General features: G+C 61.8%; 21 protein-coding genes. 13 read left to right on the top strand and 8 right to left on the bottom strand.

The window, feature by feature from the left end:
• Nucleotides 1-48 precede the first annotated feature (48 nt).
• Entirely contained in the window at nucleotides 49-312 is a 264-nt protein-coding gene (locus CWM57_RS04435) for a DUF333 domain-containing protein (protein WP_004140155.1), read from the top strand.
• A 44-nt stretch (nucleotides 313-356) separates the two neighbouring features.
• Here CWM57_RS04435 and hslJ read toward each other — a convergent pair whose 3' ends face one another.
• The 3 genes from hslJ to CWM57_RS04420 all read right to left on the bottom strand — a co-directional run bounded on the left by hslJ (nucleotide 357) and on the right by CWM57_RS04420 (nucleotide 2557).
• Entirely contained in the window at nucleotides 357-797 is a 441-nt protein-coding gene (gene hslJ / locus CWM57_RS04430; protein WP_074386031.1) for a heat shock protein HslJ, read from the bottom strand.
• A 122-nt stretch (nucleotides 798-919) separates the two neighbouring features.
• The gene (locus CWM57_RS04425; protein WP_074386030.1) at nucleotides 920-1909 is read right to left on the bottom strand and encodes a 2-hydroxyacid dehydrogenase; all 990 of its coding nucleotides are present in this window, start codon (nucleotides 1907-1909) and stop codon (nucleotides 920-922) included.
• 147 nt (nucleotides 1910-2056) lie between these two features.
• Nucleotides 2057-2557, bottom strand: a complete 501-nt coding sequence (locus CWM57_RS04420) for a DedA family protein (protein ID WP_074386029.1) — start codon at nucleotides 2555-2557, stop codon at nucleotides 2057-2059.
• Between the two features lie 205 nt (nucleotides 2558-2762).
• On the opposite strand from CWM57_RS04420, the gene CWM57_RS04410 reads away from it, so the two are divergent.
• The 3 genes from CWM57_RS04410 to CWM57_RS04400 are packed head-to-tail and all read left to right on the top strand — an operon-like array spanning nucleotide 2763 to nucleotide 5915.
• Nucleotides 2763-5402, top strand: a complete 2640-nt coding sequence (locus CWM57_RS04410) for a YdbH family protein (protein WP_100675681.1) — start codon at nucleotides 2763-2765, stop codon at nucleotides 5400-5402.
• Complete coding sequence (locus CWM57_RS04405; RefSeq protein ID WP_012968375.1) at nucleotides 5399-5584, top strand: YnbE family lipoprotein; 186 nt, start codon at nucleotides 5399-5401, stop codon at nucleotides 5582-5584. The genes CWM57_RS04410 and CWM57_RS04405 overlap by 4 nt, the downstream gene beginning before the upstream one ends.
• A gap of 7 nt (nucleotides 5585-5591) precedes the next feature.
• Nucleotides 5592-5915 carry a YdbL family protein gene (locus tag CWM57_RS04400; protein ID WP_012541948.1) on the top strand — a complete coding sequence of 108 codons (324 nt, stop codon included), beginning with the start codon at nucleotides 5592-5594 and terminating at the stop codon, nucleotides 5913-5915.
• Here the strand turns inward: CWM57_RS04400 and feaR are convergent, their stop codons facing one another.
• Nucleotides 5916-6818 (bottom strand): transcriptional regulator FeaR, encoded by a 903-nt coding sequence (feaR, locus tag CWM57_RS04395; RefSeq protein WP_100675680.1) that lies wholly within the window; start codon nucleotides 6816-6818, stop codon nucleotides 5916-5918.
• 235 nt (nucleotides 6819-7053) lie between these two features.
• On the opposite strand from feaR, the gene CWM57_RS04390 reads away from it, so the two are divergent.
• Together CWM57_RS04390 and CWM57_RS04385 are read left to right on the top strand one after the other, a co-directional pair.
• The gene (locus CWM57_RS04390; RefSeq protein ID WP_100675679.1) at nucleotides 7054-8553 is read left to right on the top strand and encodes an aldehyde dehydrogenase family protein; all 1500 of its coding nucleotides are present in this window, start codon (nucleotides 7054-7056) and stop codon (nucleotides 8551-8553) included.
• A gap of 124 nt (nucleotides 8554-8677) precedes the next feature.
• Nucleotides 8678-9568, top strand: a complete 891-nt coding sequence (locus tag CWM57_RS04385; RefSeq protein ID WP_074386026.1) for an oxidoreductase — start codon at nucleotides 8678-8680, stop codon at nucleotides 9566-9568.
• Nucleotides 9569-9585: 17 nt separating this feature from the next.
• Here CWM57_RS04385 and CWM57_RS04380 read toward each other — a convergent pair whose 3' ends face one another.
• Genes CWM57_RS04380 through CWM57_RS04365 form a run of 4 tightly spaced genes read right to left on the bottom strand, consistent with a single transcriptional unit; the run spans nucleotide 9586 to nucleotide 13596 of the window.
• Nucleotides 9586-10317 (bottom strand): class II aldolase and adducin N-terminal domain-containing protein, encoded by a 732-nt coding sequence (locus tag CWM57_RS04380; protein ID WP_100675678.1) that lies wholly within the window; start codon nucleotides 10315-10317, stop codon nucleotides 9586-9588.
• 5 nt (nucleotides 10318-10322) lie between these two features.
• On the bottom strand, nucleotides 10323-11153 hold the full coding sequence (locus CWM57_RS04375; protein ID WP_100675677.1) for an ABC transporter substrate-binding protein: 831 nt from the start codon (nucleotides 11151-11153) through the stop codon (nucleotides 10323-10325).
• A 23-nt stretch (nucleotides 11154-11176) separates the two neighbouring features.
• Nucleotides 11177-12049 (bottom strand): phytanoyl-CoA dioxygenase family protein, encoded by an 873-nt coding sequence (locus CWM57_RS04370; RefSeq protein ID WP_004224469.1) that lies wholly within the window; start codon nucleotides 12047-12049, stop codon nucleotides 11177-11179.
• Between the two features lie 26 nt (nucleotides 12050-12075).
• Nucleotides 12076-13596: an amino acid ABC transporter permease/ATP-binding protein gene (locus CWM57_RS04365; protein WP_004224471.1), complete on the bottom strand. Its 1521-nt coding sequence runs from the start codon at nucleotides 13594-13596 to the stop codon at nucleotides 12076-12078.
• 488 nt (nucleotides 13597-14084) lie between these two features.
• On the opposite strand from CWM57_RS04365, the gene CWM57_RS04360 reads away from it, so the two are divergent.
• The 7 genes from CWM57_RS04360 (at nucleotide 14085) to CWM57_RS04330 (ending at nucleotide 20568) form a co-directional block, all read left to right on the top strand.
• Nucleotides 14085-14999: a LysR substrate-binding domain-containing protein gene (locus CWM57_RS04360; protein WP_004190428.1), complete on the top strand. Its 915-nt coding sequence runs from the start codon at nucleotides 14085-14087 to the stop codon at nucleotides 14997-14999.
• Nucleotides 15000-15167: 168 nt separating this feature from the next.
• The gene (locus tag CWM57_RS04355) at nucleotides 15168-16427 is read left to right on the top strand and encodes a flavin-containing monooxygenase (protein ID WP_100675676.1); all 1260 of its coding nucleotides are present in this window, start codon (nucleotides 15168-15170) and stop codon (nucleotides 16425-16427) included.
• A 24-nt stretch (nucleotides 16428-16451) separates the two neighbouring features.
• Nucleotides 16452-16886 carry a RidA family protein gene (locus tag CWM57_RS04350; protein ID WP_061154791.1) on the top strand — a complete coding sequence of 145 codons (435 nt, stop codon included), beginning with the start codon at nucleotides 16452-16454 and terminating at the stop codon, nucleotides 16884-16886.
• Nucleotides 16883-17557 (top strand): DUF1028 domain-containing protein, encoded by a 675-nt coding sequence (locus CWM57_RS04345; RefSeq protein ID WP_100675675.1) that lies wholly within the window; start codon nucleotides 16883-16885, stop codon nucleotides 17555-17557. Before CWM57_RS04350 ends, CWM57_RS04345 begins: the two co-directional genes overlap by 4 nt.
• The gene (gene argE, locus CWM57_RS04340; RefSeq protein ID WP_100675779.1) at nucleotides 17550-18719 is read left to right on the top strand and encodes an acetylornithine deacetylase; all 1170 of its coding nucleotides are present in this window, start codon (nucleotides 17550-17552) and stop codon (nucleotides 18717-18719) included. The genes CWM57_RS04345 and argE overlap by 8 nt, the downstream gene beginning before the upstream one ends.
• 24 nt (nucleotides 18720-18743) lie before the next feature.
• A complete protein-coding gene (locus tag CWM57_RS04335; protein WP_064142375.1) occupies nucleotides 18744-19562 on the top strand; it encodes a phytanoyl-CoA dioxygenase family protein in 819 nt (272 codons plus the stop codon).
• Between the two features lie 22 nt (nucleotides 19563-19584).
• Nucleotides 19585-20568 carry a zinc-dependent alcohol dehydrogenase family protein gene (locus CWM57_RS04330; protein WP_165784133.1) on the top strand — a complete coding sequence of 328 codons (984 nt, stop codon included), beginning with the start codon at nucleotides 19585-19587 and terminating at the stop codon, nucleotides 20566-20568.
• Nucleotides 20569-20570 lie beyond the last annotated feature (2 nt).

The following is a 20570-nucleotide window of genomic DNA, read 5'->3' as shown; positions in this document are numbered from 1 at the left end:
TATTATTCTGGGGTTTGCTTTTTTAAGACGTTTCCGAGGGGAGAGAGAATGCGAGCTGCGATGTTAGTAGGTTGTGCGGCGCTGTTGCTGTCGGCGTGCAGTAGTGAACCCGTTCAGCAGGCCACGGCGGCGCACGTCACGCCAGGCATGCGGGCGGCGATGAGCGACGCCGGTCAGGCCAACTGCGCCATGATAGGCGGCTCGTTATCGGTGGCTCGTCAGCTCGATGGTTCGGCGATTGGCATGTGTGCGCTGCCGAACGGCAAACGCTGCAGCGAGCAGGCGCTGGCAGGCGGCAGCTGCGGCTACTAACGGCGCCCCGTCGCGGGGCAGCGTCAGCGGCACCTCAATGCCGGCTAGTGCATCAGGTCGGCGAGCTTATAGACCAGCGTCTGGTCGGCGGTCGCCAGCGTCAACTGGTTTTCCGTCAGATCGACCTGTGCGCCCTCGCGCAGCATCTTGCCGATCGTCGCGTCAAGGGTATTAAGCTGGGCATCGTTGCACAGCATCCGGGTCATTGCCAGCGACTTCACCTTCAGCGCGCCGTCCGACACCTTACCTTCCCCGCTAAAGCCGTTGCACATATTGCCCGTTACATACACCTTGCCTGTAATAGCCATCTTCTCACCGAAGCTCAGCTCCAGCGGCCGGTCGCCGGCGTTGACCGCCTGGCCGTTGACGCTGGTCAGCACGAAGCGATGATGTTGCAGCTGTTCCGCGCCGGTGGACACCTTACTGTTGTAGACACAGCCGGACAGCAGCATACCTGCCGCCAGTAGCGCTGCAAATTTGTTCATTTGTACTCCGAAACATTCACATTACTAATAAAATAAAGCCAGTGTAACGGTATCGCAGCGGGGATCTGTGGGGATTATCTGAATGTGCTCCCCCCGGGAGAGGAGCACAAAAGGGAAAGGAATCAGACGATGGCGTTCGGGCAGGTTTCGCCGTTGGCGACCTGCTGCAGGTTGCCCAGAGTGGTCTCCGAAATGCTGATCAGCGCCTCAGCGGTGAGGAACGCCTGGTGGCCGGTGAACAGTACGTTGTGGCAGGCGGAGAGGCGGCGGAAGACGTCGTCCTGGATAACGTCGTTGGATTTGTCTTCAAAGAACAGATCGCGTTCGTTCTCATAAACGTCCAGCCCCAGCGCGCCAATTTTCTGGTGCTTCAGGGCGTCGATGGCCGCCTGAGAGTCGATCAGCGCGCCGCGGCTGGTGTTAATCACCATCACCCCGTCCTTCATCTGGTTAAACGCCTCGCGATTGAGCAGGTGGTAGTTTTCGTCGGTCAGCGGGCAGTGCAGGGAGATCACGTCCGATTCCTTGTACAGCGTGGCGAGGTCGACATATTCCACCCCCAGCTCCAGCGCGGCGGCGCTTGGGTACGGGTCGAACGCCAGCAGACGCATACCGAAACCTTTGAGGATCCGCAGCATCGCCACGCCAATTTTGCCGGTGCCGATCACCCCGGCGGTTTTGCCGTACATGGTGAAACCGGTGAGGCCTTCGAGAGAGAAGTTGGCATCACGGGTACGCTGGTAGGCGCGGTGGATGCGGCGGTTGAGCGACATCATCATGCCGATCGCATGCTCAGCGACGGCTTCCGGAGAGTACGCCGGGACGCGGACCACGCGCAGGCCAAGCTCTTTCGCCGCCTCGAGGTCGACGTTGTTAAACCCGGCGCAGCGCAGGGCGATATACTTCACGCCGTGGGCTTTCAGCTCTTCCAGCACCGGGCGGCTGCCATCGTCATTGACGAAGATACACACCGCTTCGCAACCGTTGGCGGTTTTGGCGGTCTTCGCTGTCAGCAGGAAGTCGAAGAATTCCAGTTCAAAGCCGTAGGTATCATTCACGTGCTGCAGGTACTTTTTATCGTACTGCTTCGTACTGTAAACCGCGATTTTCATAAGACTTTTCTCCAGTGATTATAACGTCACGGTAGCATATTTAAAATAATCGTACAATTATTAAAAAATAGTTTAAATAGCAGGTGCTTATGCTAATTCTAGAGCATATCGCGGATTTGCGGAATCTCTTTGAAAGACAAAGTTTTTTCACCACAAACTGAGGCTAAAAGCGCCGGGGGAGAGCAGCAGGAGCGGCCACAGTAATCCAGAGGTAACGTTAGCCCACTGAAATGGCCACAGCGGCAGGCCGCTGGCGCCGCTGACCAGGGGCAGGGTGGCGCGCAGGGGAGAGAGGAAGCGACTGAAAAAGACCGCCCACAGCCCGCGGCGCTGAAAAAAGAGTCGGCTGCGGGCCAGCCGCTCGGCGGTCAGCCAGCGTAACTGTGTGAGGCGGTGACGATAGCGAACGCCTAACCACCACGAGAGCCAGAATCCGCCGATGGCGCCGAGGCTGGCGCTGGACCACATTAACAGGAAATGACCGAGGCTGGCGGAAGCGAATGTCCCCAACAGCAGCAGACCGGAGGTGCCCGGGATCGCCAGCGACACCAGCGCGCAGGATTTAGTGAAGGTGAGCAGGAAAACAATCAGCAACACCCATGGATAGTGGCCCTGTGCGCTCTCAATGAGCGAAATAATGAACGACACCGTCTCTCCCGCAAGCCATTCTGTCTGGCTGGAGTGTGGCAGGCGTTGCTTAAACAAAAGCTAAATGATGACGGCCGATCGCCGCGCCGCGATACCCGCTGGCAACTATGCTTTAACAGGCCGCAAACTTTCACTCACTGGTCGAACGTGTCACAATAGACGCCATTCGGCTTTTACTTATGTTGAATCAGGATATTAACTGCCCATGAAGGGTAAATATAAAGCCGCCATCGCGCTGGTGTTAGTGCTGGTGTTATTGCCGCTAACGCTGCTGTTGACGCTGACCCACTGGGTGCCGACGCTGGCGGGCATTTGGCTGCCCGTGGGCACTCGTATCTCGCTGCAGGAGAGCCCGCGTCTGACGCGGTCCGCTCTGCTGATCCCCGACCTGCGCTATCTGGTGGGTGACTGTGAACTCGCCCGGGTGACCGATACCCGCCTCTCGCGTCCCAGCCGCTGGCGGCTGCATATTGGCCAGCTGGACATCAACAGCGCTTGTCTGAGCAAATTGCCGGCCAGCGAGCCCACGCCGGGATCGCCGCGCACCCTCGCCGAATGGCAATCGATGTTGCCCTACAGCTGGTTAACGATTGATAACCTGCGGCTGTCGCCGTGGGAGAAATGGCAGGGGCGGCTGGTGATGTCGTTGACGCCAGCGCAGCAGGACATCGGCTTTGCCGGTAAGGAACTGAGTCTGCAGGCGCGCCTGCGCGGCCAGGCCCTCACCGTCAGCCAGTTCAGCGCCCGGCTGACTGACGATCAGCCGCCGGTGAAGCTGGTGGGGACCTTCCATCTGCCGCTGGTGCCGGATGGCCTGCCGGTCGACGGCCAGATGCAGGGCACCTTTGAATTTCCACAGACCGCGGAATGGATCGATGCCGAGCTCGAGTGGCAGCACAATCGCGGCCAGCTGCTGGTGACGCCGCGCGGCGAGGTAGAACCGATCCTGGACTTACCGTGGGAGATCACTCCGGAGCGGATCACCATCAGCGACGGCCGCTGGCGCACCCGCTACCAGAACTATCCGCTCAGCGGGCGTGTCGCACTGTCGGTGGGCAACTGGCAGCAGGGGACCGAGCAGATGACCGTCAGCGGTCGCTTAAATGTCCTCACCGAGGGGCATGCTGGCAAAGGCAACGCAGTGCTGAATATCGGTCCGGGCAAGCTAAGCATGGATAACAGCGACATGCCGCTGCGGCTCACCGGCGAGGCCAAGCTGGGTGAGATGATCTTCTACGCGGCGCTGCCGGCCCAGCTCAGCGGGTCGTTGGTCAGCCCGCAGCTGGCGTTTCATCCCGGGGCGCTGCTGCGTTCGCGAGGACGGGTGATCGATGCGCTGAATATTGATGAAATTCGCTGGCCGCTGGCTGGGGTGAAAGTGACCCAGCAGGGCGTCGATGGCCGCCTGCAGGCGATCCTCCGCGCCCATGAGCAGCAGATGGGCGACTTTACGCTGCATCTGGACGGTCAGGCGAGCGATTTTCTGCCTGACAGCGGCCGCTGGCAATGGCGCTACTGGGGTGAGGGACACTTCACCCCGATGCAGGCGCGTTGGGATGTGAAGGGCAGCGGGGAGTGGCGCGACAATGCCATTACCCTGAGCAGCCTCTCCACCGGCTTCGATAAGCTCGAGTACGGCACGATGCGGGTCAGTACGCCGCGTCTGACGCTCGAGCAGCCGATCCGCTGGCTGCGTGATGCCCAGCACCCGCGGCTGACCGGCGCGCTGTCGCTGGACGCGGCAAAAACCACCTTCTCCGGCGGCAGCTATCTCCCGGCGTCAACGCTGAAATTTGCCCTCGACGGCCGGGATCCGACGTGGTTCCAGTTCACCGGCTCCCTGCACGCCGATACCATTGGCCCGGTGCGGCTGACCGGGCGTTGGGACGGCGAACGGCTGCGCGGCCAGGCGTGGTGGCCAAAACAGTCGCTGACGGTGTTCCAGCCGCTGGTGCCACCAGACTGGAAGATGAACCTGCGGGAAGGGAGTCTCTATGCGCAGGTGGCCTTTTCGGCGGCAGCCGGGCAGGGATTTGAGGCGGGCGGCCACGGCGTGCTGAAGGGAGGCAGCGCCTGGATGCCGGATAACCAGATTAACGGCGTCGACTTCGTGCTGCCATTCCGTTTCAGCGATGGCCAATGGCAACTGGGCACCCGCCGTCCGGTCTCCCTGCGTATTGGCGAAATCGTCAACCAGGTTACCGCGCGCAATCTGACGGCGGACCTGCAGGGCACCTGGCCGTGGAGTGAGGCCAATCCGCTGCAGCTCAGCGACGTCAGCGTCGATCTGTTAGGCGGAAAACTGACCCTGCTGCAGCTGCGCATACCGCAGCGCGACCCGGCGCTGATCCGTCTGCAACATATCTCCAGCAGCGAACTCACCAGCGCCGTCAAGGTGAAGCAGTTCGCCATGTCCGGCGCGGTGAGCGGCGCGCTGCCGCTGTGGCTGGAAAACAACCAATGGATCATCCACGACGGCTGGCTGCGTAATGACGGGCCGATGACCCTGCGGCTGGATAAAGACACTGCCGATGCGCTGGTGGCGGACAATGTCTCCGCCGGGGCGGCGATTAACTGGCTGCGCTATATGGAGATCTCCCGCTCGTGGACGCGGATTAACCTCGACAATCTGGGCGTGTTGACGCTTAAGGCCACCATCAACGGCACCAGCCGGGTGGAAGGGAAAAGCAGTACCGTGCATTTAAACTACGCTCATGAAGAGAATATTTTCGACCTGTGGCGCAGTTTACGCTTCGGCGACAATTTACAGGCGTGGCTCGAACAGAATGCCATGCTGCCCGTGCGGCACTGGACGGACGGTAAGACATGTAAGGAACCTAAATGAATAAGTTGCTACTGGCCATGGTGGCGCCGATGCTGCTCGCCGGCTGTACGCCGCGTATCGAAATTGCGGCCTCGAAAGAGCCCATCACTATTAACATGAATGTCAAAATTGAGCATGAGATCCACATCAAGGTCGATAAGGATGTGGAAAACCTGCTGAAATCCCGCAGTGATTTGTTCTGAGGCGACGATGAGAAAACGACTGTTAAGCGCAGCGCTGGCGCTGACCTTACTCAGCGCGCCCGCGCTGGCGTTGACCCTGAGCGAAGCGCGGCAGCAGGGGCGGGTGGGGGAAACGCTGAACGGCTATCTGGCGCCGCTGCGCCAGGATAAAGAGACCTTAGCGCTGGTGAAGCAGATCAATGCCGCGCGCAGCGAAAGCTATCAGCAGCTGGCGGATGACAACAATCTGCCGGTAGATGAAGTGGCGAAAATGGCCGGGCAGAAGCTGGTGGCCCGCGCTCAGCCCGGGGAGTACGTCCAGGGGCTGAACGGCCAGTGGCGGCGTAAATGATCAGCGGCAGCGCTTGCGGTATTCGCCCGGCGAGACGCCAAAGCGCTGCTTAAAGGCGGTAGAGAAATGGCTGTGGTCGCTGAAGCCCCAGCGGTAGCCGATCCCAGCCAGCTTTTCGTCGTCATGGACGTTCTGTAACGCCCGGGCGCACAGGTCCAACCGCCGGTTCTTAATATACTGCGCCACCACCAGCCCTTTGTCGGCAAACAACCGGTACAGGCTGCGTACCGACATCCCCGTCTCGCTGGCCAGCCACTCCGGGCGCAAATGCTCCGACTGAATGGACGCATCGATTAACGCAATAATCTTCTGAAACTGCTTTTCCCGCCGGGAAGGGGTAGGCTCGCGCTGATGCAGCACCGGGCGTAACAGGCAGGCGATCGCCTCCAGCGCCGCTTCACTCTCGCTGGCGGAGAGTGTCGTGCCGCCCATGCTTTCCAGCAACAGTCGCTGGCTGAGCTGCACCATTGGTAGGGATTTGTCCAGCCGGCAGGCGGTGGCGATGTCGCCTGTGGGCGCCACCCGCTGGCGCGGCAGCAGCAGGGAGGCCTGACGCGAGGTCTGCTGCCAGACAATCGAGCAGGGGCGGGCGGCGTCGATTAACGTGATATCGCCCGCCGCCAGCGTCACCTGGCGATCGTCCTGTTCGATGATGGCTTCGCCGGCAAGCTGAAACACGGTATAGAACCAGGCGTCGTTATCGCGTTTTATCTCATTGCGTGTGCGGTAGAGATTAACGCCGGCGGCGGTGACCGTGCTGACCTTGAGGTTACCGGCGTAGCGGGCGTCAATCTCGCCGTGGAAGCGCCCCTCCAGCGGCCGGGCGGCGAAATGGCCGCAGACCTGATTGATCGTCGCCAGCCAGCGCTGGTACGCCAGCCCCCCCTCTGCCGTGGTCATCATTCGCCCTTCTCCTGTAATAACAATGTTTCCGCATTGTTGCATTTATGCCGCCTCAGGCAAGGCCGCGATGGCGGGTATATGAAAGAACTATTACCTGCGGCACATTTCTGCCAGGGCAAGCCGCGGATTTGCGGCGACTGTCACAGCGGCGCAAACGAATGTCACAGAGAAAAAAGCGCCAGCCGCCAACCGGACATAGACTGAAAGCACTATCCGCGAAGAATAAGGAAAGGGTATGTCCACCTCTCAGATAGCGCTGCTTGCCAGCGTCCAGCAGTTTTTAGACCGTCAGCATGGCCTGTATATCGACGGCGCCCCCTGCGCCGCGCAGAGCGAAAACCGGTTAACCGTCTGGGATCCGGCCACCGGGCAGGCGATTGCCACCACCGCCGATGCCAGCCCGGCGGATGTTGACCGGGCGGTGATGTCCGCCTGGCGCGCTTTTGTCGATCGCCGCTGGGCCGGGCGCACCCCGGCCGACCGTGAACGCATCCTGCTGCGTTTTGCCGATCTGGTGGAGCAGCACGGCGAAGAGCTGGCGCAACTGGAAACCCTCGAGCAGGGCAAATCCATTGCGATCTCTCGCGCCTTTGAGGTCGGCTGCACCCTGAACTGGATGCGCTACACCGCGGGGCTGACCACCAAGATCAGCGGCCGGACGCTGGACGTGTCGATCCCGTTCCCGCAAGGGGCGCGTTACCAGGCGTGGACCAAAAAAGAGCCGGTCGGGGTGGTGGCGGGCATCGTCCCGTGGAATTTCCCGCTGATGATCGGCATGTGGAAGGTCATGCCGGCGCTGGCGGCGGGCTGTTCGATCGTCATCAAACCCTCTGAAACCACCCCGCTGACCCTGCTGCGGGTGGCGGAGCTGGCGACCCAGGCGGGCATTCCTGACGGGGTGTTCAACGTGGTCACCGGCAGCGGTGCCGGCTGTGGCGCGGCGCTGACCGCCCATCCGCAGGTAGCGAAGGTCAGCTTTACCGGCTCAACGGCGACCGGGAAACAGATCGCCCGCGTGGCCGCCGACCGCCTGACTCACGTGACGCTGGAGCTGGGCGGCAAGAACCCGGCGATTGTGCTCAAAGATGCCGATCCCCAGTGGGTTATTGAGGGGCTGATGACCGGTAGCTTCCTCAATCAGGGACAGGTCTGCGCCGCCAGCTCGCGGATCTACATCGAAGCGCCGCTGTTTGACACCCTGGTCAGCGGTTTCGAGCAGGCGGTAAAATCGCTGCAGGTGGGGCCGGGGATGCAGGAGACGGCGCAGATCAACCCGGTGGTCTCCCGGGCCCACTGCGACAAGGTGGCGGCCTACCTCGAAGAGGCTCGCCAGCAGAAGGCAGAGCTCATCAGCGGCAGCGCCGGACCGGATGCGGGGGGGTACTATATTCCGCCGACGCTGGTGGTTAACCCCGACGCCGGGCTGCGCCTCACCCGTGAGGAGGTATTTGGCCCGGTGGTGAACCTGGTGCGGGTAGCCGACGGCGAGGAGGCGCTGCGCCTGGCCAACGACAGCGATTTTGGCCTGACCGCCAGCGTCTGGACCCGCGATCTGACCCAGGCCCTGAACTACACCGACCGTCTGCAGGCGGGAACGGTATGGGTCAACAGCCATACCCTGATTGACGCCAACCTGCCTTTCGGCGGCATGAAGCAGTCTGGTACCGGCCGCGATTTCGGCCCTGACTGGCTCGACGGCTGGTGCGAAACCAAATCCGTTTGCGTGCGTTACTAGACCGCTGTCGGGGAAAGCGAATGGCTTTTCCCGACGCGCCGCTTGCCGACCTCCGGTCTTTCTCGCTACTGTGGAGGGCAATCTTTGCCCAACCAGGGCGGTGAATCATCAGGAGGTCTTCGGCATGACAGCATTTCCTAAGGTTGCACTTATTGGTCCCGGCGCCATCGGCACGACTATCGCCGCCGCCCTGTTTGCGGTGGGGAGGGCGCCGGTGGTCTGCGGCCGTACCGCCCATTCGGCGCTGGTGCTGCGCACTGACGAGGGCGAGATCGTGGTGCCCGGCCCGGTGCATACCGACCCAACGGCGATAGCCGCCCCCTTCGACCTGGTGTTTGTCGCGGTGAAAACCACACAGACGGAGGCCATCGCCCCCTGGCTGACGGCTCTGTGTTCCGCGGACACCGTGGTGTGCGTGCTGCAAAACGGCGTTGAGCAGCGCCAGCAGTTTGCCCCCCTGACCGGCGGCGCGACGGTGTTGCCCTCGGTGGTCTGGTTTCCGGCGCAGCGCGATGCCGATGCCTCTGTCTGGCTGCGCGCCACGCCGCGCCTGACCCTCCCGGATCTGCCGGGGGCAGAGCGGGTACAGCAGGCGCTGGCGGGGACCCGCTGCGCGGTGGACCTGGCGGCGGATTTTACCACCGTGGCCTGGCGTAAACTGTTGCAGAACGCCGTCGCCGGACTGATGGTGCTGACCGGACGACGCGCCGGGATGTTTGCCCGGGAGGACATCACTGCCCTCGGACTGGCTTATTTGCGCGAATGTCTGCAGGTGGCGCGGGCGGAAGGGGCCGCCCTGGGCGACAGCGTGCCGGAGGAGATTATCGCCGGCTTTCACCGGGCGCCTGCCGACTTAAGCACCTCTATTCTGATCGATCGCCTGCATGGCCGACCGCTGGAGTGGGATATTCGTAACGGCGTGGTGCAGCGTCGCGGGCGTCAGCACGGCATTCCGACACCGCTCAGCGATATCATCGTGCCGCTGCTGGCGGCAGCCAGCGACGGCCCGGGCTGACCCGGGCAGGCGCGGGGTTAGTCCACCAGGGAGGGATCGAGGTCGATCATTAACTGCTTCATTTCGGCAAAATGCTGACGCGAGAAATCGGCGATCTTCTCCCAGTCCTGGGCCGTTTTTTCCGCTACCGCGTCTGACAGTACCTTCAGCGGCTGGCCGGTGGACCAGGCGGTGATCAGGATCTGACAGGCGCGCTCCAGGGTCCAGATATCATCGAACGCTTCGCCGATGGTCGGGGCGGTCACCAGCACCCCGTGATTGCCCATCAGCAGGCGGCGTTTGTCCGCCAGCAGGCCCGCCAGCCGGGCGCCTTCTGCCGCGGTGTCCGCCATCCCGCCATACAGCGTATCGACGGCGACCCGGTTAAAATAGCGGGCCGTGTTCTGGTCGATGGGCAGGATCTGCGGCGTCGCCAGACAGGCGACGCTGGTGGTGTACACCGGGTGCAAATGCAGCACCACCCTTACGTCAGGGAGCCGCTGATGGATCTGCCCGTGAATGGCCCACGCGGTGGCATCGACGTCAGGGCGCGCGGCGCAACGTTCATCATCGGCGTTCAGCACCAGCAGATCGCTGGCGCGGATGCGCGAAAAGTGTTTCCACTTCGGGTTGAGTAAAAACGTTTTCCCGTCGGCGGAGAGCGCGGCGCTGAAATGGTTGGCCACCGCCTCATGCATGCCAAGATGGGCAATGATGCGAAAGGTGGCCGCCAGGTCGATGCGGATCTGCTCTTCATCGGAATCGCGCATGGGCATTACTCCGCTTTCGGCATCAGGGTCTGCAGATCGTCCGCCGTCGGCGCCTGGAAGTGATATTTCTTCAGCAGGGCGGCATATTCCGGCGTCGCGCTGTATTTTTTCAGCGCCTCTTCGAGGGCGGTTTTCACCTCAGTATTGCCTTTTTTAACGCCAAAGCCGTTCAGCACCGGATAGATCAGCGTGTCAGAGGAGATAACCACCCGGTCACCCAGTTTTTCCACCACCCCGCGCGCCACGGCGGCGTCGGTGATCTGCGCATCCACCGCGTGCGACAACAGCGCCTGGGTGGTCTGCGGGTCGGTGGTATAAACGCTCAGCGCAATCGGCTTCAACCCCTTCTTCACGCAGTAGTCGGCGGAAAGCTTCTGCAATTGCGCCAGCCACGAGGTGGCGCCCATCGAGCCGATTTTATGCCCGCAGAAGTCCTCCGGGGTCTTAGGCTGGTAGTCGCCGCCTTTGCGGGCGAGGATCGCTTCCCCACTTTTCAGGTACGGCACCATATCGATCACCTTCAGGCGTTCGGCGGTAATGTACATCGACGAGTTGGTGATATCGAAGCGCCCGCCCTGCAGCCCGGGGATCAGGTTGGGGAAGCGGGTATCGATATTCACTGCTTCACGGCCCATAGTCTTCGCCAGACCATCGAGCAGCTCGATGTCAAAACCGGCTGGCTTATTGTTTTCCATGTACTCGTAAGGAAAAAAGGTCATGTCCGAACCGGCGGTGATCTTACCGCTTTGCTGAAAGGCCAGTGCGCTAAAGGATGTCAGAGCAGCCGCTGCGCAGAGCAGCAGGGTCAGCGGGCGTGGTGCGAAAATGCGTGTCATAAAACCTCCGGAGTGTGGGCAAATTACATGCTGGCGCGATCGGCGCCGGCCTGCTGAACAAAAAACGAAGCGCCGCGCGGCTTCTGCGGCAGACGAAGCTGGTTATTGGTGCTGCGCACCAGACCGCTCTCTTCTCCCGCGACCAGTTGGCCGGCATGGCGGCTCGGCAGCGGGTTTTCGCCGTAGGGTAGCGCATCCTCCGCGGCGTAGACGCTGATGAACAGGGTGCGCGGCAGGGCGGTCTCGTTGGGGCTGGAGGCGTGCAGCAGGCGGGTATGCATAAAGCAGACTGAGCCCGCCGGGCCAAAACAGGCCTGCGGCTGCTGGCAGTGCGTCGCCACCACCTCATCATCCACCGCCCCCGTGAAGCGCCCCTCCTGCCAGTGGGACCACAGCGGCCCCTGATGACTGCCCGGCACCACGTTGAGCGGGCCATTCTCTGGCGTCACCTCGCTGACCATCAGCAGGGCGGTGATGATGTCGTCATTGCTGTGCGGGGTGAAAAGGAAATCCTGATGCCATTTCACCTCGGTGGCGGTGTGCGGCAGCTTGGAGTTAATTTTGCTGTGATGAAAGCGGGTGCCGCTGCCGCCGATCAGCTGCGCGGCGATGGTCGCCATCCGCGAATTCAGCGCAGTGTGGCGATAGGCCTCGGAGATCTCCGTCGGGGAGGCGACCCGGCGCAGCGACGGATGGTCAGGAGCATGATCGCGCTCGATATCGAAGCGCGGCCGCCCGTCGAGGGTTTCTCCCCACACCGTCGCGTGACCGCGGCTCTCCTCGACCCAGCCGTCGAAATCGCTCTGCAGGGCGGCGATGTCGGCGCTGGAAAGCACCTCTTCGACCACCAGAAAACCCTGCTGATGAAACTGATCAATTTGCCACTGCGCAATCATAGTTTTTCCTCTTCACGTTCCGATAGTTAAGCCAGAGAAACATCTTTGAGAAAGGCCTCGACCCGCGGGTGTTGCCCGCTACGCATCGCCTGCGGCGTGTCATCGCACACCACCCGGCCTTTCTCCATAAACACGATCCGGTCGGACACTTTGAAGGCGAAGTTCATCTCGTGGGTGACGATGACCATGGTGATGCCTTCGTGGGCCAGGGATTCGATAACCTGCAGCACTTCATTCACTTTTTCCGGATCCAGCGCCGAGGTGGGCTCATCGAACAGCATGATCTGCGGACGCATCATCAGGGCGCGGGCGATCGCCACCCGCTGCTGCTGTCCGCCGGAGAGCTGGTGCGGATACTTCCAGGCGTGCTCCAGCATGCCCACTTTGTGCAGTAGTTCGCAGGCGTGCTGGCGCAGTTCCGCGTCACTTGCCAGATGGTGATAGCGCGGGGCCAGCAGCAGATTGCCGAACACGGTCAGATGCGGGAACAGGTTAAAGCTCTGGAACACCATGCCGATGTTCAGGCGATGTTCGGCATTCTCCATAAAGCGCGGCTTCTGCTGCCCCTGACGGTCCAGGTGAATAAAGGGTTGGCCGTTAATCTGAATTTCGCCGTTATCGATCTGCTCAAGACCGTTCAGCAGGCGAATGAGGGTGGTTTTCCCCGAGCCTGACGGACCGATGACCGAGACCACCTCGCCGGGCTGGATCTGCAGGCTCACCGCCCCCAGCACTTCGACGTTGTTGTAGGCCTTATGCAGCTTAGAGGCCTGCAGCGCCGGCTCATGACTCTGGGCGACGCTGCGCGCCATCGCCGGGCGGCGGGCGCTGGCCAGCCGCTGCATCTCGGCATCTACCGGACGAGCGGTATTGCGCTGGGTCACGTCAAGGTAGTTCTCCAGCCGTTTCAGCAGAAAATCGAACACCGTGACGATAAAGATGTAATAAAACGCCACGGCCGTCATCGTCTCCATGACCAGAAAGTTCTGCGAGTAGAGCTGCTGGCCGACCATCAATATTTCGGTCAGGGAGATCACCGACACCAGCGAACTGAGCTTCACGATGGCGATATATTCATTGGCCAGCGCCGGCAGGGCGACGCGCAGCGCCTGGGGGATGATCACCCGCCACTGGATCCCAGCGTAGCGCAACCCCAGGGCCCGCGCGGCTTCGCTCTGCCCGCGAGGGATAGAGAGCAACCCGCCGCGGTGGATCTCGGCGATATAAGCCGCTTCGCTGAGGACCATCGCCAGCAGGCCTGCCCAGAAGGGATCGTTCAGCACCGGGGCGAAGGAGGGCAGCGCCTGCGGCATGTTGTAGACAAAAATCAGCAGGACCAGCAGCGGCATACTGCGAAATAACCAGATATACAGCCGGGCTGGGGTGGATAACCAGCCGCGCGGCGACTGTTTGGCCAGCGCCAGAATAAATCCGAGCACAATACTGCAGCCCCAGGTCAGCAGACTTAATTTAATGACGGTCCAGGTGGCCCACCAAAAATCGGCATCGCTGAGCAGGCTTAACATGTAGTTCCAGTTAAACGTCATGGGCTATTTCACTCGTCATAATTATCAAAAATGAAAGTGGCTCGGCTGTGCCGTAATGGAGCGCCACCGGTATTCATCGTGCGAATACACTATGCTGGCAGGATGCTTTCAGAGGCAATTAGTAAATTTTTGGCCTTTAAGTTTAAAAAAACTATACAGCGATATTAACGATATGGAATTTAAAGTGATTGCTGAGATACTTTGTGTAAACAATTTAAAAACAATGACAGTAATTCAATAACGCTATTTTGTGGAAGAAGGTTATTTTGCGCGAAACTGGGGCAGACGCTGCCTGTCTGGCGTGCAGCGTGGCGCATGATGGTGCAACGGCGGAAATAAACCAGGCGGGCGTAGAGCAATAATAAATATTGTCGCCCCTTGTCGGGCAACGCGCCGCTCTTTTCCGCGGGTGGCACGCGGATTGCTTGGGACTTAGAGGAAAACTATTCCCCGTGTGCGCCGGACCATATTTTATCAATGGTGATGCTATGAACCGATTTACCCTGAAGCAGCTCAAATATTTCGTCACCGTGGTGGAGACGGAGAGTATCGCCGAGGCCTCCCGCCAGCTGCACATTGCGCAGCCGTCGATTTCGATTGCCATCAAGAATCTGGAGAGCACCTTCGACCAGCAGCTGTTTATTCGCCACCATGCGCAGGGCGTTTCGCTCACCTCCAGCGGTCGGCGGATCTACGATAAAGCGAAAGAACTGCTGCGCCTGTCCTGGGAGTTCGAACAGAATTCGCGAGCGGATAAAGAGCTGGTTTCTGGCATGATCTCCATCGGTTGCTTTGAATCGGTGGCTCCGCTGTATATGCCGAAGCTGGTGGCCGGGTTTAAGAAATGCTATCCGGAAATCACCCTGCATCTGTACGACGGCGAACAGCATGAGCTGATGCATGGCCTGCACCGCGGCCGCTTCGACCTGGCGCTGGTTTACGATCTGGAGCTCGGCCATTCGATCAATAAAGAGCGGCTCAATGCCCCGCATAAACCCTACGCGCTGCTGCCCGCCGCGCATCCGCTGGCGCAGAAGGCGCAGGTGACGCTGCAGGAGCTGAGCCGCGAGCCGATGATCCTCCTCGATGCGGTCCCCAGTAAAAATTATTTTATCTCCATCTTTAAGGAAAAGGGTTATCACCCGGAAGTGGCTTACAGTTCCCCCTCCATTGAAATGGTGCGCTGTATGGTGGGTCAGGGGTTGGGTTTTTCGGTGCTGGTCACCCGGCCCTGCTGCGATATGACCTACGATGGCGAAAGAGTGGTGCAGCGGGATATTGCCGACGAGATGCCCGCCTCGACCTTAATTATGGCGCATCTCGCGAATAATGAGCCCACGCGGCCGACGCAACTGTTTATGGATTATTGTCGCAGCATCGAATTAACCCCAACTCACGCCTGAAATAACGCCTGTCGATCCGGCAGGCATTATTTTTTGTCGTCACTCAGCCTCGTAAAATTCTATTCAGTCGATCGTTTTATAATATTTTACCAATTCGTCACAGTTAAATAACCTGAAAGCCGTCAATTCCGGCGACGTCGTCGGCAACTGTGCTTGAAGGATAGCGAAATGACTGAACAGATTACCGAGATCGATACCCTGGTGGTGGGCGCGGGGCAGGCGGGCGTCGCCATGAGCGAGCATCTGACCCGGCTGGATATCCCCCACCTGGTGCTGGAAAAGCAGGGTATTGCCCAGGCCTGGCGCAGCGGACGCTGGGATTCGCTGGTCGCCAACGGCCCGGCCTGGCACGATCGGTTCCCGGGCATGGTGTTCCCGGACTGCCCGGCAGACAGCTTTGTCGGCAAAGAGCAGGTGGCAGACTATTTTGCCGCCTATGCCCGCAGCTTCAATGCGCCGATCCATACCGGGGTGGAGGTTTTCAGCGCCGAACGCCTCGTCGGACGGCCGGGCTTTCGTGTCGACACCTCGCAGGGGGTGATTGAAGCGCAGCGGATCGTGGCGGCCACCGGGCCGTTTCAGCGGCCAGTGATCCCGGCCATCGCCCCGCAGAGTCAGGCTATTCAGCAGCTCCACTCCGCGCACTATTTTAACCCGCAGCAGCTACCGGAGGGCGGTGTGCTGGTGATTGGCGCAGGTTCCTCCGGCGTGCAGATTGCCGATGAGCTACAGCGAGCCGGACGCGCGGTGTGGCTGTCGGTGGGAGCGCACGACCGCCCGCCGCGTCGCTATCGTCAGCGCGATTTTTGCTGGTGGCTCGGGGTGCTGGGAATGTGGGATGCCGCGGCCAATGCGCCGGGTAAAGAGCATGTCACTATCGCGGTGAGCGGCGCGCGCGGCGGCCATACCGTCGATTTTCGCCAGCTGGCGCATCAGGGGGTCACGTTAGTGGGGCAGACCCGTGGCTTTGACGGTGACAAAGCACTGTTTCACCACGACCTGGCGGAGAATATCCGCCGCGGCGATGCCTCCTACCTTGCGCTGCTCGACGCCGCGGACGCGTGGGTGGCCCGCAACGGCATGGACCTGCCCGAAGAGCCCTCTGCCCGCGAATTTCTGCCCGATCCGGCCTGCGTTACCGACCCGCTGCTCAGTCTCAATCTGGCCGAGGCCGGGATCGGCACCATCATCTGGGCGACGGGCTACACCACCGACTATCGCTGGCTGAAGGTCAACGCTTTCGATGACGCACAGCGGCCACAGCATCATCGCGGCGTGTCGACGGAGCCGGGCGTCTATTTCCTCGGCCTGCCGTGGCTCTCGCGGCGCGGGTCCACCTTTATCTGGGGCGTCTGGCACGATGCCAAATATATTGCCGACCAGATCGCCATTCAGCGCCAGTACCAGCGTTACCAGCCGTCCTGTTAACCGTTTTCCTTAAGGAGTGCTTTGATGCCAACTCATACCCGTATTCGCATGTTTAACACCAAAGAGACCTACCCGAACCAGACGCTGAACAACGATCTGTGCCAGGCGGTGCGGGCCGGCAATACCGTCTACGTTCGCGGCCAGGTTGGCACCGACTTCGCCGGTAATCTGATTGGCCTCGGCGACCCGCGAGCGCAGGCGGAGCAGGCGATGAAGAATGTCGCGCAGTTGCTGAAAGAGGCCGGCAGCGACCTCACGCATATCGTCAAGACCACCACTTATCTGATCGATCCTCGTTATCGCGAGCCGGTCTATCAGGAGGTGGGCAAATGGTTAAAAGGCGTCTTTCCCATCTCCACCGGGGTGGTGGTGTCGGCCCTCGCGCAGCCGCAGTGGCTGATGGAGATTGACGTTACGGCGGTGATCCCCGACGACTGGCAGGGGGAGGCAGCAGAATGACTCTCTCTATTAGCGCCCGTTGTCCGGAATCAGGTCAGATGGGCATTGCCATTAGTTCGTCGAGCATGGCCGTGGGATCGCGCTGTCCGTGGCTATTGCCCGGCGTCGGCGCGGTCGCCAGTCAGAACATCACGTTACCGTCGCTGGGGCCGCATATTCTTGGCGCCCTTGAGGCGGGGGCCTCCGTTGAGCAGGCTCTGAACCTGGCCCTGGCGGAGGATCGCTTCCGCGAATATCGCCAGGTCGCGGCGATTGACGCCAACGGTGAAGTGGCGGTGTTCAGCGGGGAATATACCCTCGGCATCGGCGGCACCCAGGCGGGGGATAACTGCGTGGCGGCGGGCAACATGCTGGCCAGTCACGGGGTGATCGCCGCGATGGTGGCCGCCTTCGAGACGGCGAGCGGTGAACTGGCCAGCCGGCTGCTGGCCGGGCTGCGCGCGGGGATTGCCGCCGGGGGCGAGGCCGGCCCGGTCCACTCGGCGGCGGTGAAGGTGGTGGACGATTACCCGTGGCCGGTGGTCGATCTGCGCATTGACTGGGCGGAGACGGATCCGCTGGCGGCCCTTGAGCAACTGTGGCTGGCCTGGGAGCCGCAAATGGACGCCTACATTACCCGGGCGCTCGACCCGCGCGATGCGCCCGCCTATGGCGTCCCCGGCGATGAATAACACGCCGGGGGCGATCCTGGCCGCGCTGCTGGCCTTTGACACCACCAGCCGCCATTCGAACCTGGCGATGATCGACTGGATCGCCGATTTTCTCGCTGCCCGCGGCGTGGCGTCCCGCCGCTTTTATGACCCGTCGGGCGGCAAGGCCAATCTCTACGCCCGGCTGGGGCCGTCCGGCGGCGGCGGGGTGATGCTCTCGGGCCATACCGACGTGGTCCCGGTGGACGGCCAGGCCTGGAGCGTTCCGCCTTTCAGCCTCACCGAGCGCGATGGCCGCTACTATGGCCGCGGCAGCGCCGATATGAAGGGGTTTCTCGCCTGCGTGCTGGCGGCAGTGGATGACTTTCTGGCGGCGCCGCTGCGCATGCCACTGCATCTGGCCTTCTCCTATGACGAAGAGGTCGGCTGTCTCGGTGTGCGCAGCCTGGTGGATTTTCTGCAGGCCTCGCCGGAGAAACCGGCGCTGTGCCTCATCGGCGAGCCGACGGAGATGCAGCCGGTGTTCGGTCATAAAGGCAAACTGGCCATGCGCTGCTGCATCGAGGGGCAGGCCTGCCATTCGGCCTATGCCCCGCAAGGAGTGAACGCCATCCGCTACGCGGCCAGACTGATCAACCACCTGGATCGGCTGGGCGTGCGTCTGGCCCGGCAGCAGGACAGCCGCTTTTCGCCGCCTTTCAGCACGCTGCAGGTGGGCACCATTCAGGGTGGGGCCGCGCTGAACATCGTTCCGCAGTCCTGCCGCTTTGATTTTGAGATCCGCTACCTGCCGGGGATGCGTCCCGAAGCGGTCACCGAGGCGCTGGCGGCCTACGCCCGTCGCCAGTTGCTGCCGGAGATGCGCCGGGTAGCCAGTGGGAGCGACATCCAGTTCCAGCTGTTAAGCCACTATCCGCCGCTGCTCAGCGATCCGCAGTCCGACTTCGCCCGCTGGCTGGCGCAGTGGTGCGGCAGCGATCGCTTCTCCACCGTGGCGTTCGGCACCGAAGGAGGGCTGTTCGATGAGATGGGCGTCGCGACCCTGGTCTGCGGACCGGGCAGCATGGCCCAGGGCCATAAGGCCGATGAGTACATCAGCATCGCGCAGACCGAGCGCTGTATGACGATGCTGCGACAGCTTTGCGCGTGGATGCGTGCCGAACCGGCGGAACCGCTCACCTGATCCCTCAACACAGGAACCCAAGCGATGCACAATCAACACTCTCCCCACATCGATCAAGCGACCATCGACCGCTGGCAGGCGGATGGCGCGGTGTTATTAAAAGGCGTCTTTACCCCCTGGGTCGAGCGCCTCGCCGAAGGGGTCACGGCGCTGATGGCCAGCCCCAGCGAGTATGGTCATGCGCGCACGGTGATCCCCAAAGATGGTTCGCCGCCTTTTTTTCAGGACTACTGCAACTGGTCGCGGATCCCGGCGTTTAGCGAATTTGTCTTTCAGTCAGCGGCCGCCGAGATCGCGGCGGCGCTGATGCAGTCGCAAACGGCGAAATTTTTCCATGAACATACGCTGGTCAAACCGGCCGGAGGCAGCACGGTGACTCCCTGGCATCATGACCAGCCTTACTATTGCGTCTCCGGCAGACAGAACGTCAGCTTCTGGATCCCGCTGGACCCGGTGGCGGAGGCCACCTCGCTGCGCTGCATTCGCGGGTCGCATCGCTGGGAGGAGGAGTTCAGTCCTACCCGTTTCAATGGCACTAAGCTTTACGAGCACACCCGGTTCAGCACCCTGCCGGATATCGACGCCCATGAGGACGAATACGATATCGTCAGCTGGGCGCTGGAGCCGGGGGATGCGGTGGCCTTCCATTTCCGCACCGTCCATGGCGCCCGCGGCAACCCCGGCGCGCGGGCGCGACGGGTCTTCTCCGCCCGCTGGGTGGGGGATGACGCCGCGTTTGCCGATCGCGGCGGCGTGACATCGCCACCGTTCCCCGAGCTGACCCTGCGGGACGGCGACCCGCTGGATTCCCCGCTGTTCCCCCAGGTTTGGCCGCGGGCGTGAGCCACTGGCGGCGGGATCTGCTATGATCCCGCCTTTCGCTGTCTGGAGCCTGTCGATGTTCAACGACGCCATTGTTTATGATCGCTACGGGCCGCCGGCCGCGGTGCTGATCCTGAAACGCCTGCCGCTGGCGCCGCTGGCGGGCGGACGGGTGCGGGTCAGGATGCGCTATGCCCCGGTGAATCCCTCAGATCTGATCCCCGTGACCGGCGCCTATCGCCACCGCACCCGACTGCCGGCCGTCGCCGGCTATGAAGGCCTTGGCGAGGTGGTCGCCGCGCCATACGGCAGCCGGCTGTCCGCGGGACAGCGGGTGCTACCTCTTCGCGGGGGCGGCACCTGGCAGCGGTTTATCGATCTGGATGAGACCTGGCTGGTGCCGGTGCCGCCAGCGGTTGACGATCTGCTGGCCACCCGCGGGTATATCAATCCGCTGACGGCTATGCTGATGCTCAAGCGCTGGCCGGTTGCCGGAAAACACCTTGTGCTGACCGCGGCATCGTCCTCCTGCGCCAGCCTGCTGGGACAGTGGGCGCTGGCGATGGGCGCCCGCTCGGTGAGCGGGATTATTCGCTCGCCGCAGCACCGGGCGCGCCTGGAACAGGCCGGGATCTATCCGATCCTCGATACCGACCGGGCGCTGATGGAGAAGGTCAGCCAACACAGCGATCTGGTGTTTGACGCGGTGGGCGGCGAACTGGCGAATACGCTGCTGTCGGTGCTGCCCGCATCGTCGACCCTGATCTCCTATGGGCTGTTATCCGGGCGGCCGCTGACCCAGACGCGCGGTAGCGCGACGGTGCGCAAGTTTCATCTGCGGGAGGCGTTGCCGACACTCAGCGTGGCGGCGTGGCGGGCGGCGTTTGACGAGATTTGGCTGCGCTTGCCAACGACCACCCAGCCGCCGGCCCAGCGCATAGCGTTGAACGACTGGCGTGAGGCAATTACCGCCGCCGACCAGCCGGGAAGAGGCGGTAAAATCCTGCTCGATTTCACCGCCGGTTAAGA

Origin of the sequence: Klebsiella sp. G-Nf4 (genome assembly GCF_002810615.1) — a bacterium.
Taxonomy (GTDB): Bacteria; Pseudomonadota; Gammaproteobacteria; order Enterobacterales; family Enterobacteriaceae; genus Klebsiella; species Klebsiella variicola.
The sequence above is the reverse complement of the archived record's forward strand: the minus strand, read 5'-3'. Positions and strand labels throughout refer to the sequence as shown.